This is a genomic window from Plebeiibacterium sediminum, from assembly GCF_026013605.1.
In the GTDB taxonomy this organism is placed as follows: Bacteria; Bacteroidota; Bacteroidia; order Bacteroidales; family Marinilabiliaceae; genus Saccharicrinis; species Saccharicrinis sediminus.
Window position 1 is genome coordinate 13,099 of record NZ_JAPDPJ010000006.1, and the last position, 16,751, is coordinate 29,849.

General features: G+C 32.9%; 14 protein-coding genes. 1 reads left to right on the forward strand and 13 read right to left on the reverse strand.

The features are described 5' to 3' along the window. Positions 1-348: 348 nt before the first annotated feature. From OM075_RS04650 to porW, 9 genes are all read right to left on the reverse strand, one after another. A complete protein-coding gene (locus tag OM075_RS04650; protein ID WP_301189313.1) occupies positions 349-846 on the reverse strand; it encodes a DUF4252 domain-containing protein in 498 nt (165 codons plus the stop codon). Positions 847-900: 54 nt separating this feature from the next. Further along, positions 901-2,379, reverse strand: coding sequence for a PspC domain-containing protein (locus tag OM075_RS04655; protein WP_301189314.1), 1,479 nt, complete (start codon positions 2,377-2,379; stop codon positions 901-903). 78 nt (positions 2,380-2,457) lie between these two features. Next, the gene (locus OM075_RS04660; protein ID WP_301189315.1) at positions 2,458-3,423 is read right to left on the reverse strand and encodes a PspC domain-containing protein; all 966 of its coding nucleotides are present in this window, start codon (positions 3,421-3,423) and stop codon (positions 2,458-2,460) included. A gap of 14 nt (positions 3,424-3,437) precedes the next feature. After that, the gene (locus OM075_RS04665) at positions 3,438-3,764 is read right to left on the reverse strand and encodes a PadR family transcriptional regulator (RefSeq protein WP_363321528.1); all 327 of its coding nucleotides are present in this window, start codon (positions 3,762-3,764) and stop codon (positions 3,438-3,440) included. A gap of 18 nt (positions 3,765-3,782) precedes the next feature. After that, complete coding sequence (locus OM075_RS04670) at positions 3,783-3,998, reverse strand: hypothetical protein (RefSeq protein ID WP_301189316.1); 216 nt, start codon at positions 3,996-3,998, stop codon at positions 3,783-3,785. A 329-nt stretch (positions 3,999-4,327) separates the two neighbouring features. Further along, complete coding sequence (gene trpS / locus OM075_RS04675; protein WP_301189317.1) at positions 4,328-5,317, reverse strand: tryptophan--tRNA ligase; 990 nt, start codon at positions 5,315-5,317, stop codon at positions 4,328-4,330. A 221-nt stretch (positions 5,318-5,538) separates the two neighbouring features. Then, a complete protein-coding gene (gene tsaE, locus OM075_RS04680) occupies positions 5,539-5,964 on the reverse strand; it encodes a tRNA (adenosine(37)-N6)-threonylcarbamoyltransferase complex ATPase subunit type 1 TsaE (RefSeq protein ID WP_301189318.1) in 426 nt (141 codons plus the stop codon). A 16-nt stretch (positions 5,965-5,980) separates the two neighbouring features. Continuing rightward, complete coding sequence (gene porX, locus OM075_RS04685) at positions 5,981-7,543, reverse strand: T9SS response regulator signal transducer PorX (RefSeq protein ID WP_363321531.1); 1,563 nt, start codon at positions 7,541-7,543, stop codon at positions 5,981-5,983. A 13-nt stretch (positions 7,544-7,556) separates the two neighbouring features. Further along, positions 7,557-10,991: a type IX secretion system periplasmic lipoprotein PorW/SprE gene (porW, locus tag OM075_RS04690; RefSeq protein WP_301189320.1), complete on the reverse strand. Its 3,435-nt coding sequence runs from the start codon at positions 10,989-10,991 to the stop codon at positions 7,557-7,559. 168 nt (positions 10,992-11,159) lie between these two features. Between porW and OM075_RS04695 the strand changes: the two genes are divergently transcribed. After that, positions 11,160-12,518, forward strand: a complete 1,359-nt coding sequence (locus tag OM075_RS04695) for a sigma-54-dependent transcriptional regulator (protein ID WP_301189321.1) — start codon at positions 11,160-11,162, stop codon at positions 12,516-12,518. 77 nt (positions 12,519-12,595) lie between these two features. Here OM075_RS04695 and bla read toward each other — a convergent pair whose 3' ends face one another. The 4 genes from bla to OM075_RS04715 form a co-directional block, all read right to left on the reverse strand. Further along, positions 12,596-13,840 carry a subclass B1 metallo-beta-lactamase gene (bla, locus tag OM075_RS04700; protein ID WP_301189322.1) on the reverse strand — a complete coding sequence of 415 codons (1,245 nt, stop codon included), beginning with the start codon at positions 13,838-13,840 and terminating at the stop codon, positions 12,596-12,598. A 113-nt stretch (positions 13,841-13,953) separates the two neighbouring features. Next, positions 13,954-14,283 (reverse strand): hypothetical protein, encoded by a 330-nt coding sequence (locus OM075_RS04705; protein WP_301189323.1) that lies wholly within the window; start codon positions 14,281-14,283, stop codon positions 13,954-13,956. 145 nt (positions 14,284-14,428) lie between these two features. After that, complete coding sequence (locus OM075_RS04710; protein WP_301189324.1) at positions 14,429-15,295, reverse strand: LytTR family transcriptional regulator DNA-binding domain-containing protein; 867 nt, start codon at positions 15,293-15,295, stop codon at positions 14,429-14,431. Positions 15,296-15,406: 111 nt separating this feature from the next. Beyond that, positions 15,407-16,687 (reverse strand): oligogalacturonate lyase family protein, encoded by a 1,281-nt coding sequence (locus OM075_RS04715; protein ID WP_301189325.1) that lies wholly within the window; start codon positions 16,685-16,687, stop codon positions 15,407-15,409. Positions 16,688-16,751 lie beyond the last annotated feature (64 nt).

Here is a 16,751-nt window from a genome sequence, read left to right on the forward strand (position 1 = left end):
GCCACATGCACCTTACTAGATATAGTAATTTTCACGTTTGAGAACTTTTTGATTTAGTCGATCTCGCAATTCTCACGGCTTATTTCATATATTCTAATATTATATGTATTCTTCTTTAAAACAAGTTAATTGTACCTTTATACTTTAAATATATGCTAACAGTTACATTAATTTAAAAAAATTACATCTTTCAACTTTTTGACACAATACGTTGAAAAGAAATAACGTATGGTGCACAATAGCTATTATAAAAACAAATAGCATAAAAAAAGGTTTGTGTGATAAACCATATTCACACAAACCTTTTTTTACGCTATAAATTACCTCTTGTGAAAAATCTTATTTCACTTACTTATAATCATTAATTTTTTCCTTTAGTTTTTTCACATCCTTCACATTAAAATCTCCGAAAAAAGAAAGTAGAACACCATTTTGCTCTCCCTGAAAAATAACATGACATTCATATATTTTTTTACCTTTTCTATGAATCCACACCTCTGTATCATCGTCATTATCATCTTCCTCTACTAAATCATAATCTCCTTTATTCAGAAACTTCATGGCTTGATCCCGAAACGATTTTTCAGGTTTAAAATCAGGTTTGTAGATAACTACCTTAATTTCGTTTAAGTCGCCTGTAATTTTTTTTGCGGCCTCGTCATCATCTGCATCAATATCCAGATCAACAATGTCAATTAAGTTTTTTGAAAACGAAAAGTAAGTGACCTCATCCAATTCCCGAAAATAACTAAACATTTTATTGGATATGTTTTCCTGTGAAAATATAGATGTTTGGATAAATCCTACCAAAACAAATAAAATACTAAACCTCATTATTGTTCTCATAATTATTAATTTAACAGGTTGTTAATATTACTACATTTTAATTGAGTTATTGTTTTAGTTTAAATTGCTATTTACATGCCAATCTAATTCATCCGCAATATCTACTTTATAGTTTTCTGGAATCGTAAATACAACCTGAATTTTCTGATCCCGGATTTTAGCTCCTTCTGTTAGTGTAAAAATTGGATCTATGTAAACGATAGAATCTTTTTGCATCCAGAAATACTCTATATGATCACAATTTTTCCGTGCCTCTGAATAATCAGAACCTCTGGCTGATTTTTTAATCGTTACCTGAAATTCAGGACCTCTTTTTATTTCAATTTTAGGATCACCTTCAACATATACTTTTTCCTCAGAAGCATAAATATCTAATCGATTTATTTCAAACAGACGCTCCTTATAATCCGGAGTAAATGTATTTTCATTCGGTTTAAAATAGATTGTTTGTGATCTGGTTTCTTCCAATAATACTTTGGTATATTTTGCCTCAACATCTGAATAATTCTTAGCCACTTTAGCTGACGTATAAGCCAACATTACCCATCCACCAATCCAGATAACAATAGATATTAAAGCGACCAGACCTACTCTTGTTTTAAATTTAAATACCAATTTAAATCCAATTAAAAACAGAATCAACAACGGCACACCTGCTATTATTATTACAGATATGGTTCCTAAAGTAACCTCTTGTGGATATAAAAAGTAACTTGGAATAGTGGTATATAAATCGCCAATATTAGAGAAATCAAAGAGAGTATATCCTACTGTGAAGGCTAAAATAATGGCTACTAAAGATGCTAAAGTACTAACCATAATAACAATTCCAATAGCTCCACCTATGATACCAATAAACTTACGCAAAGCATATCCCATTTTATCTGAAGTTTCAGAAACATCTTTATTAAAATTTTGATAAGTCCTGGATTTTGTAAAACGATCACTGATATCTTTATATTCGTTTTTCAAATTTTGTTCCCACTTTTCATATCCTGCAGGTCCTTTCATTTCAAGTTTCTGTTTGATTGTTACAGCCTTGGGCATCACAATCCACAGAATGATATAAGGCAACAATGATGAACCATAAATAATAAATGCAACTAAAAATATAGCTCTAAAAACTATTGGGTCCACATTAAAATAAGCACCTAATCCACCACAAACTCCACCGATAACACGGTTATCCGGATCACGGTATAACCTTTTACTGTAACCAGAATCAGAATCTCTTTTTGTTTCCTCTTTAGTCTGACTTCCTACCTCATCCTCATCAACAATATCCTGAGGCTCACCCATTGTTTTTATCACTTCTTCAACATTTGCTAATGTGATCACTTCATCAGCTGAAGGATGACTACTCCTAAAAATTTCAGCGATGCGCGATTCTATATCTGCAATAATTTCTTTAGCTTCCTCAGGATCTGAAAAACTTCGCTCTATTTTATCAAGATATTGACTTAATCTGTCGTAAGCATCCTCTTCAATATGAAAGGCATAACCGTTTAAATTTATATATATTGTCTTCTTCATTTTATCTTATTTTCAATGATCGTTTTTATAAAACACATCAATAGGCTAGTCGATATAGTATAAGTTTTATAAGCTTTATCAGCAAAGCATAATAACGCTTCCCATTACAAAACCTATTATTTTAATGGCGAGTACACCTATAAATAAAAATGCTATTAAATAAATCACAATTTTAAATATTGATCTGAATATCAATCCGATGATTAATAATATAATGGCTAATCCCATAACTCCACCTCCATGAAAAACATTAAAAAAAAAGCCGTTATGATAATTGGTTGTATACACAAAGTTTTCGTTAAAAACATGGATTTGAAATATATTAGCCAATAAGGCTGCTCCAACAACAACAGCAATTACAATCACAATATTTCGATCTCTTTTGGTAAGTCTGTTCCACCACGACTCACCTTTACGATACATTTTAGATTCTCGAACTTTAGAAAAATGCTCTTTTACATCTTCATATTCGTTACGAATTGCCTTCTCAATATTTTTAATCGTCACATTCTCACCTCTCATCTCTAACTTTTGTGCAGTAGTAATTGCTGCTGGAATTATGATCCATAAAACAATATATACAGGAATTATAATACCAAAACTTAGGAATGGAAGTATAGCGAATAAAACTCTTACAAATACTGGATCGGTATTAAAGTAGGCTGCAATACCACCACAAACGCCACCTAAAACCCGATTATCCACATCTCGGTATAAACGTTTCTTTTGTTTGTAATATTTTTCTTCTTTATAAGATCCTGTTTCTTTCTCCTCAGAAGCTTCTTCTTCAAAGTCTTCAGGTTGACCCATTTTTGCAATCACATCTTCTACCATTGCCATATTAACAACAGCACCTTTGTCGTTTAGCTTTTCATTGAATAGTTCCGCTATGCGACTTTCAATATCATGGATTATTTCTTTTCCTTCTTCTTGATTACCAAAATAGTTTTCTAATTTGTCAAGATATTGTCTTAACAAAGCATAAGCATCATCATCAATGTAGAAAACGCTACCGCTCAAATTTATGTTGACTGTTTTTTGCATGATATTGACTTTTGCTAGTTATTGTTTATAAATTTTACCGCATCAACGAGTTCTTGCCATGATGCATCCAACTCTTTTAGAAAATCCTTACCGCTTTCTGTAAGTTCATAGTATTTACGAGGAGGTCCCTGTGTTGACTCCTCCCATCTATATCCTAATAAGCCAGCATTTTTTAATCTGGTTAACAATGGATATAAAGTACCCTCAACTACAATCATTTTTGCCTCCTTTAATTCGGCAATAATATCTGAGGCGTACTTATCGCTTCTTGACAAAATGGATAAGATGCAATATTCCAGTACACCTTTTCGCATTTGTGCTTTTGTATTTTCAACCTTCATTATCTTCTCCCTCCTTTTTTATAATCTTACCAAAAATTGATTTCCAACTGATAATCCCACATTCTTGGATGATATCTCAGAATTATTCTCATTGTGCTCTTCCGTTTCGCATGAATTAAATTCATCCGAATTATTTATATCACAAATATTAATTGGAGCAATTGCAAGCATAGCAGATACAATTACAACTGACAGTGATACGACCAAACAATTCTTTTTAATTGAAAACTTCATCTCTTTAAGTTTTATTCCGTTGATAATTTCAACTTGTTTCTTAACACAATACCTTTCTTAACATTGTTGTTTGTATTACAAATATATGTTTTTTATTAGGTACTATGCAATACATACTACTATATTTTTTGTAATCATTTTTAAAATAAACACATTAATGACTACATATCAATACATTAACTATTCCCACATAATACGCACCTTCCCTGATTACTTATCATAATTATTTAAGAAACAAGACAATTACACAATAATGTGATAGGTATAAACAAAAAAAGAAGGTGCCTAAACAGACACCTTCTTCTCAAATATTGTATATCCAGATTAAACTAGAAATGCTTTATTCCAATAATTTCTCTTACTTCTTTTAGCGTTTTTGCAGCACTAGCCTGAGCTTTTTCTCTACCCATTTTAACAACTTTACTTAAGTAAGCTTCATCAGCTTTAATTTCATTTACTTTTTCGCGTATTGGTGCAGTAAATTTCACAATATCTTCAGCTAATTGCTTTTTTAAATCTCCATAACGAATTTCACAAGTCGCAAATTTATCTTTAAAATATGCAACTGTATCAGGAGTTGAAACCACATCCAATAAGGTAAACAAGTTTTGAATTGGTTCTGTCATTACTGAATTTGATTCTGTTGGACCACTATCAGTCACAGCACGCATCACTTTCTTAGTAATAGATTTTGGCTCTTCTACTAGGAATATTCCATTATTATCAGATTTACCCATTTTACCAGATCCATCTAACCCAGGAATTTTAATCAATGCCTCACCATAGTTAAACGATTGTGGTATCTTAAAATACTCCTGCTTATACATATGGTTAAAACGTGTAGCAAATTTACGAGCCATCTCCATATTTTGCTCCTGATCTTTACCTACAGGAACTTTATCTGCCTGATGAATAATAATATCGGAAGCCATTAACACAGGATAGGTTAACAAACCTGCATTTACGTTATTTGGTTGCTGACGTGCTTTATCTTTAAATGATGTTGTTCTTTCTAACTCTCCCAAATAAGCATTCATGCTCATTAACAAGCTTAACTCTGCTATTTCAGGAACATCACTTTGTATATAAATTGTTGATTTTTCAGGATCTAAACCGCAAGCTAAATATTCTGCTAAAACCTGACGAACACTATTATGCAAATCTCCCGGGGTTGGATGCGTGGTTAAAGAATGATAATCTGCTATAAAGAAATAACAATTGTACTCATCCTGCATTCGTAAAAAATTCTTTACTGCTCCAAAATAATTTCCCAGGTGTAAATTACCTGTAGGTCGTATTCCACTTACTACGGTCTGCATAATATATTAATCTTTTTATATGTATCTTAAAATTTTGACGTACAAAAATGCCACTTTTTTTCTTAAAAATAGATTTATAGACACACTAATTTTAAAGAAGTCCTTTATAATTAAGGATTCAATTCTGTTTACTAAGACAAAATACGAATTTAGATCTCCTTGTACTAAGAAGACATAACAACAATAAGTATCTCTAAAAAACGGACTATAAATTATCTTTTTTAAACTTGTGCTACTTCAATACTGCGTGACATATCATCCTGTACAGTTACAGTAACATCATATCTTTTTTGAGGTAATAAGGATGATATTTTTTCTGGCCATTCAACAAAGCAGTAACTATCAGAATAGAAGTAATCTTCGTAGCCTAAGTCAAAAGCTTCTTCCTCTTCTTTTAAACGATAGAAATCGAAATGATACACAACATCTCCTCCATCTGTATTATACTCATTAACAATAGCAAAACTAGGGCTATTGACCACATCAACCACTTTTAGTTTTTCGCACAAGGCTTGTATAAAAGTAGTTTTACCGGCACCCATAGATCCATAAAAACAAAAAACTCCAGGCTCTGGAAAAGCTTTTAAAAACGCATCAGCAACCTCACTTAATTGCTCTATTGTTGGCAATATAAAATTCTTCTTCATTTCAATTTTAATAAAATCAATTACCTTTTGGTGACAAAATTACATATGGAATCAACATTTCCTCCAGAGAAATTCCTCCATGCTGAAATGTATCTTTATAATAACTAACATAGTGGTTATAATTATTTGGATAAGCAAAGAAATCTTCATTTGTCGCAAATACATAACTGGTAGACACATTTACCTTTGGCAACATTAATTCTTCAGGCTTTGTTCCTTCATAGACTTCCTTAGGATTGTATGCCAAATTTTTTCCTTGTTTATACCTAAGATTGGTAGTGGTTTTCTTATCTCCAACCACCTTCACCGCATTTTTTACACGAATAGTTCCATGATCTGTTGTGATTAACACTTTAACCTTTTCCGATTCGAGTTTAATCAACAACTCATTCATAACCGAATGTAAGAACCACGATTTACTTAATGATCTGTATGCTGACTCATCGTTTGCCAATTCTTTAATCATTTTACTTTCTGTACGGGCATGAGAAAGCATATCGACAAAATTAAATACCACCACCGATAAATCATCATTTAGCAATTGATTATAATTGTCAATCAACTGCTTTCCGGTATCCATGTTGCTGACTTTTTGATAGGAATACTTAACTTTCTTTCTGAACCTCTCAAAAAAAGTTCCGATCAACTCCTCTTCAAATTGATTTTTACTTCCCTCATCCTGATCATCGAGCCAGTACTGTGGATAAAGTTCTTTTATCTGAGAAGGCATCAGACCTGAAAATAAACTATTCCTTGCATATTGAGTAGCCGTTGGCAGAATACTACTGTATAATTTTTCTTCTTCTATACGATAGTCTTTTAATACTTCCTGCTTAATCATCAACCACTGATCATATCTGAAATTATCAATAACCAGCATAACTACCTTTTCTCCCTTATCCATCATAGGAAGAACTACATGCTTCATCATTTGATTGGATAACATAGGAGCGTCCTCATCATCTCCACCTATCCAATTGGTATAGTTATTTTTTACAAACTTTGTAAATGCATGATTGGCTTCTGTTTTTTGCATTTTAAGCACCTCATCCATTTCTCCCTTTGTATCTTCCAATTCAATTTCCCAATGAACCAGTTGCTTGTATACCTCTACCCAATCATTAAACGAGTAGGAATCATTTATTTTTAGTCCTATTTTTCCAAATTCAGTTTGATATTTACTGGTGGTTTTTTCTGCCACAAGACGATGTTGATCGATATGCTTTTTAATGGATAACAATATTTGATTTGGATTAACCGGTTTAATCAGATAATCTGAAATCTTACTGCCTATTGCCTGATCCATGATATCCTCTTCTTCACTTTTGGTAATCATAACCACAGGAACTTCCGGCATCATATTTTTCAACTGACTAAGCACTTCCAGTCCACTTAAACCGGGCATATTCTCGTCTAAAAAAATTAAATCGAAATGCGATTCCCGGACCATATCCAAAGCATCTTGTCCATTGGTTGCAGTCTGAACAAAAAAACCTTTTTCTTTTAAATACAAGATATGAGCCTTTAACAAGTCAATTTCATCATCAACCCAAAGAATATTAGCTTTCTTCACATCCATCATAGCTCAAATACTAGTAATTTAATTTATAAAAATCCTCATACTTTTCGTACGATTCCTCATTTGTTAAACGCTGATAATTATTTTCTGTAATAGCCCAGGTGTAATATTTCATCCTTGAAATCTCGCGCATTAAATAACTATCCAATCTTATTTTTTCAACATATTGCTTGGCCTCTTTTTCTGAGGCAAAACCATCTACTTTAATATAAAACCAAGCTGTTCCCTTAGGACCAAATTCTGTTTCCAGATGACTTCCAAAATTAGCTTTTGAGTAATTTTTAAAGATGGTACCTGTTCTTTGAATATTAATACGTCCTTTTTTAAATAGAATCAGTGCACTATGCGTTCCTTCTTCAAAAACAAAACCAGTACCTTCCTGTTTTTCAATAATCTGTGGTTCGGTTGATTCTTCAGCTACTTTATCATCTTGAGTAACAACCGGCTTTTCTTCTTCTTTAACATCAGGAACAGTCTCTTGTTTTACAACTTCCTTACTTTCTTTAGCAACTTCCGCAGGTTTCTCAGCTTGTTGAACATTTTCTTTTGTTTCCTCTACTGGTTTAATTGCTTCCTTAACTGGTTCAACAGTCTGTTTTTTATCAACAGTCTTTTCCTGAAGTTTTTGTTCTGGTTCCTGAACTTGTTCCACTGTTTTATTTACATCCGGAACTTTATCCTGTTCAATATTTTTGAAAGCTTCAGCTGACAAATAATTTTCTGCGAAGAATGGAACGTAGCCATTTACATCTCCTGAAGACAACAAATATTTAAGATTATCCTGAGTAATTACAAACAGTTGATAATCTTCAATTCCATCCACTTCAAAAATATCTTTTCTCTCACGAATTGAATAAAAATAATCCAATGCTTCCAAACGATTATTAAATCCTGTTATAGCAAATACCGGAGTTCCATCAGGCAACTTCAGATCTGTCATTTCATAATCATTCAACAAGAATTTAGAGAAATTATAATCCGCAATATTAAATCTCAATCTATTGATATCTGCCTCCGCATTAACAAGTAAAATGAGACTGTGAACAGCCTTATGGTCTGCAACAAATGCATTAGCCGCTTTCTCTGAAGCATCTAAAACTCCACTTTGTTGTTTTTCTAATTCAAATTCTTTGTTTCGAAGTTCGTTTAGATTTGAACTAACCGGCCCTTGAACAGGAGTTCTTCCCTCATCGTACAATGCCAGCATTTCCTTAGCCAAAGGTGTTACTTCAGCATCCGGATATTGTTCTACAACTGATTTTAACTCGCTTCTAAAACCGGTTAAATTACCCATTTTAGCATAGGACAAGCCCGTTAAAAATTTAAACTTAGGTAATAACTCATTTTCCTCATCTAATTCTTTTGCCTTATTGTAGTTTTCAACAGGAGTATCAAAGTTATTAAACAAGTAGGCAGCATATGCCTCCTCATATAAGGCTTCTATTTTCCGTAATCTATCTTCACGCTTTTTAAAATAGTCCGGATCATTTAAGAATGCCGTAAACTCACCATCAGGATATTGCTCCACAATCTGCTTTCTGATTTGAGCCATATTTAATTGATCTCCTTGTATCTCGTAACACAAATACAAATTCATTAAAGCATCTTCAAGATAAGCACTATGTGGAAACCTTCTGATTAACTCTTTAAATGCATCAATAGCATAAGGGATATTTTCAATTTGATCTTTATAAATCACCCCGATCATAATTAAAGCCTCTTCAATATTTTGATTTGACAGCTTTATCTTTTCATCTGTTAACGGAAGATCTTTGATATAAGTATCTCTACTTAAAAGATCAGAACTTTCTGACTTTGCCTGTGCGGAGTCAATTACTGCTTCTAAATTATTTTCTCCCACAGCAAAAGGTTCTCCAAACATATCATCCGGATTTCCTGGATCAGAGATCTCATTTACAACTACTTCTTTATTGGCTCTACGCCAGTTATCCTCTAATTTTCTTCTTCCCCACTTTCTTTCAAATTCACTTTTACCAAGAGCCACTGAATTTGGATTATAGAAATACCACTTTCCACTTCGGTTTGAAACGGAAGAACTACTTTGCATATTTGTAAAGTATAAATCATCACCTCCCTGCTCTTCCTTTTTCTTTAATTCTTCCTGTCTTTCTTTTTCCTTTGCAATTAAATTATCGATAAAAGCCATTCGCTGCGATTCGCTCATTCGAGCCACCATTTGCAAACTATCTTCTCTTTCTACAATATTAAGTCTGGTAACCAATCCTTCAAGATCATCATGCAGTTCTGAGATATTCTTATAATCATAAAAGGTTTCGTCCAAACTATATAGTGCTGAATCCAGATAGGCATAAGCAGGTTTATATTTAGGCTTTTGATAATTAATATCTGCCAACTGATAGAACGAAAGTCCTTTTTGATAATCGTTAGAAATGCTTTTCTCTACAGAGAGCAATAAATTATCCACTGCTTCGTCTTCCTGCTTTTCTGCTAGATAGGCCATAGCCAGTGCATAATAAATCTGATCCTCATATTCTGAGTTTCTCTTATCCCTCAGCAGTTTAGCGATTTCCTTTTGAACAGCTGGCAAACCTCCCTCTCCAAACATCACACTTGCCCTGTTTACTTTTGCATTAAAAGCCATTTGGTAAGGAGGATTCATCCTGATCACCGTTTTATAGGCTCTGTTTGCATCATTATATCTTTGTAGCTTATGGTATGTTTGAGCTAAAATAAAATTCAATCTCAACTTGTAGTAACGCGACCATGCTCCGGCAATGGCTTTTTCAAGATAAGGAACCGCATCACCATACATTTGCTGACGTAAAAAGTAATCGGCATAAACCGCAGCAAAAAGACCGTATAAACGATCCGGGGCTTTCCCTTCAATATCATAATTATCTAAAATAATTTTAGCCTTTGCTAAATCACCTAATTCTATAGCAGCTCTGGCACTGTATATTTCAGCTTCATACCATTCCGGACCTGTTCTGAATTCCCTGAACATATACTCAAAACTTTGCTGAGCCATCTGGTAATCGTGCTTGTAGAAATGCGATTTTCCAATAAGCAAATAGGCATTATCAACCCATTCATTAAATTCATTTTGACTGATAAACCGTTGATATTTTATGGTATTATCTCCATCTCTTCGTTTAGGTTTCTTAGTGATGGAATGTTTTTTTATCAACTTAGTTCCTTTTTCAATAGCCCGATCCATCTCACTCATGGCAACATCTTTGCTGGCATCTTTTGAATCCGGAAATACGGTTAACACCTGGGTATAATCATCTTCATTTGCCTCTTCAATAGCCTTTACTCCTTCCTTGAAGCTTTCATTACCATTAAAATAAACATTATAATGGGCCGTAAGATCATGGTAATTCCGACTTAACCAAGTGTTTTTCTTAGTAGAACAGCCCCAAATTAAAATCAGGACCAGTAAAAAATATATCTTATTTAATTTCATTATATCTTTTTTCGCACGTAGCCATAACAAATAAAACTACCTTTCTGTAAAAATATTATATCTACACCACAAAATTGGCATTCTACCAAAAACATCTGCCATTTATTGCGGTTTATTTACAAAAAGCAAATATATTTGAATTATAAGTGTTTTAAAAATTAGTTATCAATGAAAATTCATATTGTAGAAGACGATCGCGTTTTTAATAAACTCATTGAGCGTTCGCTTGCCCTAAATCCTGATTTTGAAATTGATACCTACTTCGACGGAGCTACATTTTTTAAACATTTACCCGATAACCCTGATGTTGTAACCTTAGACCTTGGTTTACCAGACTACACAGGGGAAGAAATTCTCAAGCAAATTAAGAAATACAACCCCGATATTGAGGTTATTATTATTTCGGGACAAGACTCTATTACCACAGCGGTTAATTTATTAAGAGAAGGTGCTTACGACTATATTACCAAAGATGAAAATATTAAGGACCGTCTTTTAAATAGCGTAAATAACATTCGAAATAAAAAGAAATTATTGGATGAGATTTCGTTATTAAAAAATGAAATAGCCACCAAATACAATTTTGGGAATGCCATAATTGGTGATAGTCCGGTAATGAAAGAGGTTTTTGCTCTACTACAAAAAGCAGTTAAAGTACCCAATATTAATGTTTCTATATATGGAGATACCGGAACCGGTAAAGAACTGGTTGCCAAAACCATTCATTACAATTCCATTAGAAAAAGCAAGGCTTTTATTGCGGTAAACATGGGTGCAATACCTCGTGATTTAATTGAAAGTGAATTATTTGGCCACGAAAAAGGTGCTTTTACCGGAGCAATTTTAACTAAGAAAGGAAAGTTTGAAGAAGCTGAAGGTGGAACCATATTTTTAGATGAAATTGGAGAAATGGATATTAACCTTCAGGTAAAATTACTGCGTGTACTTCAGGAGCGTGAGATTACAAGAGTCGGAGGTAATGAGGTTATTAAGGTTAATTGTAGAATAATTACAGCCACCAATAAAGACCTATTGGAAGAAGTTAAAGCAGGGAATTTCCGTGAAGATTTATACTATCGTTTATTAGGACTCCCTATTCACCTACCTCCATTGAAAGATCGTCAAAATGATATTATCACACTCAGTCAGTTTTTCCTCAATCAGTTTTGTGAGGACAATGGAATGGATGGCATGATTTTTACTTCACGAGCTAAAAAGAAACTCTTAAGCTACGGATTTCCAGGAAATGTAAGAGAGCTAAAAGCTATTATTGAGTTAAGTGCAGTTATGGCCAGCGACCATAAAATTGATGAAGAAAATATTTTATTAAACTCTACATCGGCAGAATTAGATATACTGGCTGAAGAAATGACCCTAAAGGAATATACTGAAAGAATTATCCGACATTACCTTCGACAGTACGACAACAATGTATTAAAAGTGGCTAAAAAGCTTGACATAGGAAAATCAACCATCTACAACCTGATAAAACGAGAAAAGCAAAACGAAATCAAAGAAGAATACTAAAGAAAGAACAAATTCACACTCAACAATATTCCTATCATTTTTAACCTCCTCCCATTTTATCAAACCGACTCAACATTTTAATGCTTTAATTTAAAATCCTGAACTAATGCTATCGTATGGTCAAGCAACTTACTATCACCATACATTCCATGTCCTGGTATAATATAATCAACATCGGTATAAGACGATTTTATTTTCTCAACTGTATCATCCCATTCTTCAACAACAGCATCAGCTAGGTTACCCAAACTATTTGAACTTTCATTTTTAATTAAACAGCCACCAAATAATATTTTCCTATCTGGCAGCCATACAGTAATATTATCAAATGAATGTCCTCCTCCCCAATAGTTGCATTCTATTGGTTCTCCATAAAAATCAATACCTCTTTGTTTTTCAAAAGATTCTTTTGGAGCTTCCAATCCCAGTTCTATGCTTTTTTGAATTGTCATTAAATTGGCAATAGAGTTAACTCCTTTTGAATGAAGAAAAGTAATTCCTCCCATACAATCATTATGGAAATGTCCAGGTATTAAAAGTGTGACTTCAATATTCATTTTATCCTTAAGATATTGATACAAGTCCTCTGTTTTATCATTATCCATTGGCGTATCTACCATTATAGCTTTACCATCTTGGGCTATGATTAATCCATTTGAAGGAAACTTGCCATATTGTTCAGAATCAGACCAACTAATATGAACAAATACAGAATCTTTTAAATGAACCAACTGCAAATCTTTATCTATAAAGATGTTTTCTTCTAAACCCAGATCTCTACTAGCATATAAATCAATGGCCTTCTGATAATTTTTAGCTCCATTTAAAGTAATATCCCTATCAAAACCAGCTAAATCCGGTTTATTCAAATTGATCCAATCTCTGAGGTCTTTTAATCTGCCATTCCATTTTTTAACATCAAAATACTTGTAATCTTTAATAATCTGTTTGCTGATTTTTCCCTTTTTAAATTCAAACGAAACATTAGAAATCATAGGCTCATCGTGCAAATAAGCTACCCGCGTATCTATTTTTGATACTTCAATTTCAACCTTATCATCTGTCTGAACTATTTTTAAAACCTTATACTTTGGCTGAAAAACAGAATCCCATTTAAATACAGTTTGCAGATCATTAACAGAGGAACAAATTTTAAAATCTCCTTCTGACATTACAAAGTCATTATCAACATACTTTTTTATTTGCTTAAAATCAGATTGGTTAAATGCTTCAAAATATTTTTGAATAATTACATCCTGCTTTTGCTGCGAACAACTTAAAAGGATAAGTGCAAAGATGAATAATATGATAGAAGACCTCATAATTAAGATTTTAATTGAAAACCTAATTTACGATATAAAACACTATAAAAAAACAGCGGCATAAAAGTGTGCATTAATTACTTCTTTTATGCCGCTATTTAAAAAGGACTGTTTTATGCCTTTGCTTCCTCTTGATTTACTTTTAAATATTCCATTAATGTTTTAGGTAAACGCTTTTTCCATGCCAGTACAAATAATCCCACGGCATACAATCCAATATTAAATATTCCGATGGAAAAAATTCCAATGGAGAAGATTCCAACTGAAAATATACCAATGGCAAATTTTCCGGAGGCAAATACACCGAGGGCATAATCTCCTGTAGAGAAATAATTAAAACTGAAGTTTCCAATACTGCATACTCCTCCACTTGTAAACTCTAAAAATAGTCCGATAGTAAATAAAACCACTGCTGTTAAAATAATCCAAATTCTCTTTTTCATTGCTCAATTATTAAATGTTTAAAACTTAATTCGTTGATGCAATGATAAAATCAAATCACTGAACTACAATACAAATGGGATATACAACAAGCTTTTGGGATGACTTGCATTATTCGAATTACGACATGTGATAAATTGTGATGAGTTACATGGGTTTGTCCAATTCAACCATTCTCTTTTTAAAGTCTTTGGTGTAGGTTCTGGATACAGGAATCGATTTATCGAGATTCAGCAAATCAACATTAAATCCCTGTGAATTACCTGTTACATTTTGCACATAGGACAGATTAATAATAAAAGCCCTGTGACATTTAAAAAAAGAAGCTCTGTCGCTTAGCTGATCTTCTAAATTTTTAATGGTATTCCTAATCAATTCACTTTTGACCTGATCATCTTCAATAGTCAGCATATTGATATAATTACCTTCTGATTCAATGGCAATAATATGATCCGTATTGAAATTTACTATTTGTTTCCCTGATTCAACAGCAATAATATCTTCCTGTTTTTCAATCTTTTTATGAATACTTGCATTAATTTCCTGAGAGTGTGCGATATTCTTTTTTAACAGGGCATTTTGTGTAATAAAAGTGGTTAATACAATAGGAATTAAAGCAATAGCTATTGTAAATATCATGAATACCAATAATCCATTAAAACCACTCCAGGGAATAACAGTGAATAAAACTGCATAAAGATAATTACCTAAACTTATTGTTAACACAAGCCAGATTAACCATAGAATCTGCTTCTTTATGGTCCAACCTTCTTCAACAAATACAGAAGGAATAATTAATGGGAGAAAAGATTTGTTCGCAATTAATACAATAAAAGTTACTAATCCATAACCCAATAAAACGAGCTCCTTGTGATCATGCTGCATCAACTGTAATCCAAACGGTTGAAAAACATATAAAAACAGAGAGATAAACAAACCAATAAAAAAAGCCGATTTCCAGATATTCTGAATTGGAGGATAGGGTTTGTTAAGTAGGTTGAATAATGATTTCATTATAATAATTAAGCTTATACCTGATTTAAAATTCAAGTATAAGCTTTTTTCTTTTTTACAAGAAATAAAATCCTATGGATTATTTTCTAGTGGTATAAGATAAAGCATCTACTATTTTTTAATTTCCACACAATATATCTGGCTCATACCTTCGAAATTAGCTCTGAAAATGATACTTTTCCCATCTGGAGTAAAATGCACATTAGGTTCTAAATCATAATCATGGTGTTTCATATTAACCAACTTTTCACTCTTCAGCTTTTTCATTTCGTCATCCGGATAAAATAAATAAATCCAACGCCCATCTTTAGCTTTTGCCACTTGAGTTTCATTACCTCCATCGCCTGCAAATATCTTTTGATCTGGTGAAATATTAAAGTGAATCGACCACTCATCCCTTTCCATTTGATAAGCTACTTCTTTTCCTGAGTTCAGGCTGGTACCTGCTAAAAAGAAAGTTTCTCCACGAGGTTTCTGTAAATCAAACCAAACCGTTTGTCCATCAACACTAAAAAACTCATGTCCGGCAATTTCTCTATGCATGGTTCTTTCGTGCATAAGCATGGGTTCTTTTTCTCCCATCCTAATCGTCCAAATACGATTTACTTTATGCCAGGGGCCTTCGTGACAAAACATTAAAACTTCAGGATCTGTTGGTGAAAACTGAACATGATTTAACCATGCCGTATCACTATGAACAGGCTTCAGCTCCTTAGTTTCTGTATTCACAGTAAAAATAGTATGTGGTAATTTTGCTTCGTAAATCAATTGAAAAAACTCCGATTTTTTAGGGTGATACTTTAAAATAGAATCTTTTTCAGGAACACTAAAAACGCCGGCTAATAAGGTTTCATCTGCATTTAATGTTGTAATTCCTGTGCGCCTTAATGAATCGGGAAAAACATACAAGACTCTTGTTGATCCTTTATCCACATGAGTTGCATAAACTGTGTCTCTGCTTTGATACACGACTTCGCGATGTTTTTTAGCTACAATCTCACCATGTATTGGTGCTGTATTATTGGTTAGCTTTTGAGATTCTAATGTTTGCAGGTTTAATACATACAACTGTCGCACTTGTTGCCCGCCATAATAATGATCTGATACTCCTTCATTCTGATTTCCGTAATAAACCATTAAGGTTCCTTTTCCATCAGCTGTTGGCAAAAATGGATTATTATGAAAATAGAAACTGCGATTATCGCTATTGTTACGGGTTAATTTAGTCAACTTATGACCTGTATCTTTATCGATCCATTGATCGGGCATGGGAGTTTGTCCCCCTGTTTCAATTATTGGTATGGTATCTTTTGTTCTACAGCTTAATAGAAATAAGACTGAGACAATTAGAACAGTTAATAAGCCGAGGGATTTTGAACATAGATTTTTCATAGATTATGTATTTTATTTAACCTATTAAAATTAGCAAATGCTCAATATTTATGTATGTGTATTT

What these genes read in the sequence shown, in the direction of transcription:
- bla (WP_301189322.1), bottom strand. Translation starts at nt 13,840, where the DNA reads ATGAGGTCTTCTATCATATTATTCATCTTTGCACTTATCCTTTTAAGT.
- OM075_RS04655 (WP_301189314.1), bottom strand. Translation starts at nt 2,379, where the DNA reads ATGAAGAAGACAATATATATAAATTTAAACGGTTATGCCTTTCATATT.
- OM075_RS04715 (WP_301189325.1), bottom strand. Translation starts at nt 16,687, where the DNA reads ATGAAAAATCTATGTTCAAAATCCCTCGGCTTATTAACTGTTCTAATT.
- OM075_RS04695 (WP_301189321.1), top strand. Translation starts at nt 11,160, where the DNA reads ATGAAAATTCATATTGTAGAAGACGATCGCGTTTTTAATAAACTCATT.
- porX (WP_363321531.1), bottom strand. Translation starts at nt 7,543, where the DNA reads ATGGATGTGAAGAAAGCTAATATTCTTTGGGTTGATGATGAAATTGAC.
- tsaE (WP_301189318.1), bottom strand. Translation starts at nt 5,964, where the DNA reads ATGAAGAAGAATTTTATATTGCCAACAATAGAGCAATTAAGTGAGGTT.
- OM075_RS04710 (WP_301189324.1), bottom strand. Translation starts at nt 15,295, where the DNA reads ATGAAATCATTATTCAACCTACTTAACAAACCCTATCCTCCAATTCAG.
- OM075_RS04660 (WP_301189315.1), bottom strand. Translation starts at nt 3,423, where the DNA reads ATGCAAAAAACAGTCAACATAAATTTGAGCGGTAGCGTTTTCTACATT.
- OM075_RS04650 (WP_301189313.1), bottom strand. Translation starts at nt 846, where the DNA reads ATGAGAACAATAATGAGGTTTAGTATTTTATTTGTTTTGGTAGGATTT.
- OM075_RS04705 (WP_301189323.1), bottom strand. Translation starts at nt 14,283, where the DNA reads ATGAAAAAGAGAATTTGGATTATTTTAACAGCAGTGGTTTTATTTACT.
- trpS (WP_301189317.1), bottom strand. Translation starts at nt 5,317, where the DNA reads ATGCAGACCGTAGTAAGTGGAATACGACCTACAGGTAATTTACACCTG.
- porW (WP_301189320.1), bottom strand. Translation starts at nt 10,991, where the DNA reads ATGAAATTAAATAAGATATATTTTTTACTGGTCCTGATTTTAATTTGG.
- OM075_RS04670 (WP_301189316.1), bottom strand. Translation starts at nt 3,998, where the DNA reads ATGAAGTTTTCAATTAAAAAGAATTGTTTGGTCGTATCACTGTCAGTT.
- OM075_RS04665 (WP_363321528.1), bottom strand. Translation starts at nt 3,764, where the DNA reads ATGAAGGTTGAAAATACAAAAGCACAAATGCGAAAAGGTGTACTGGAA.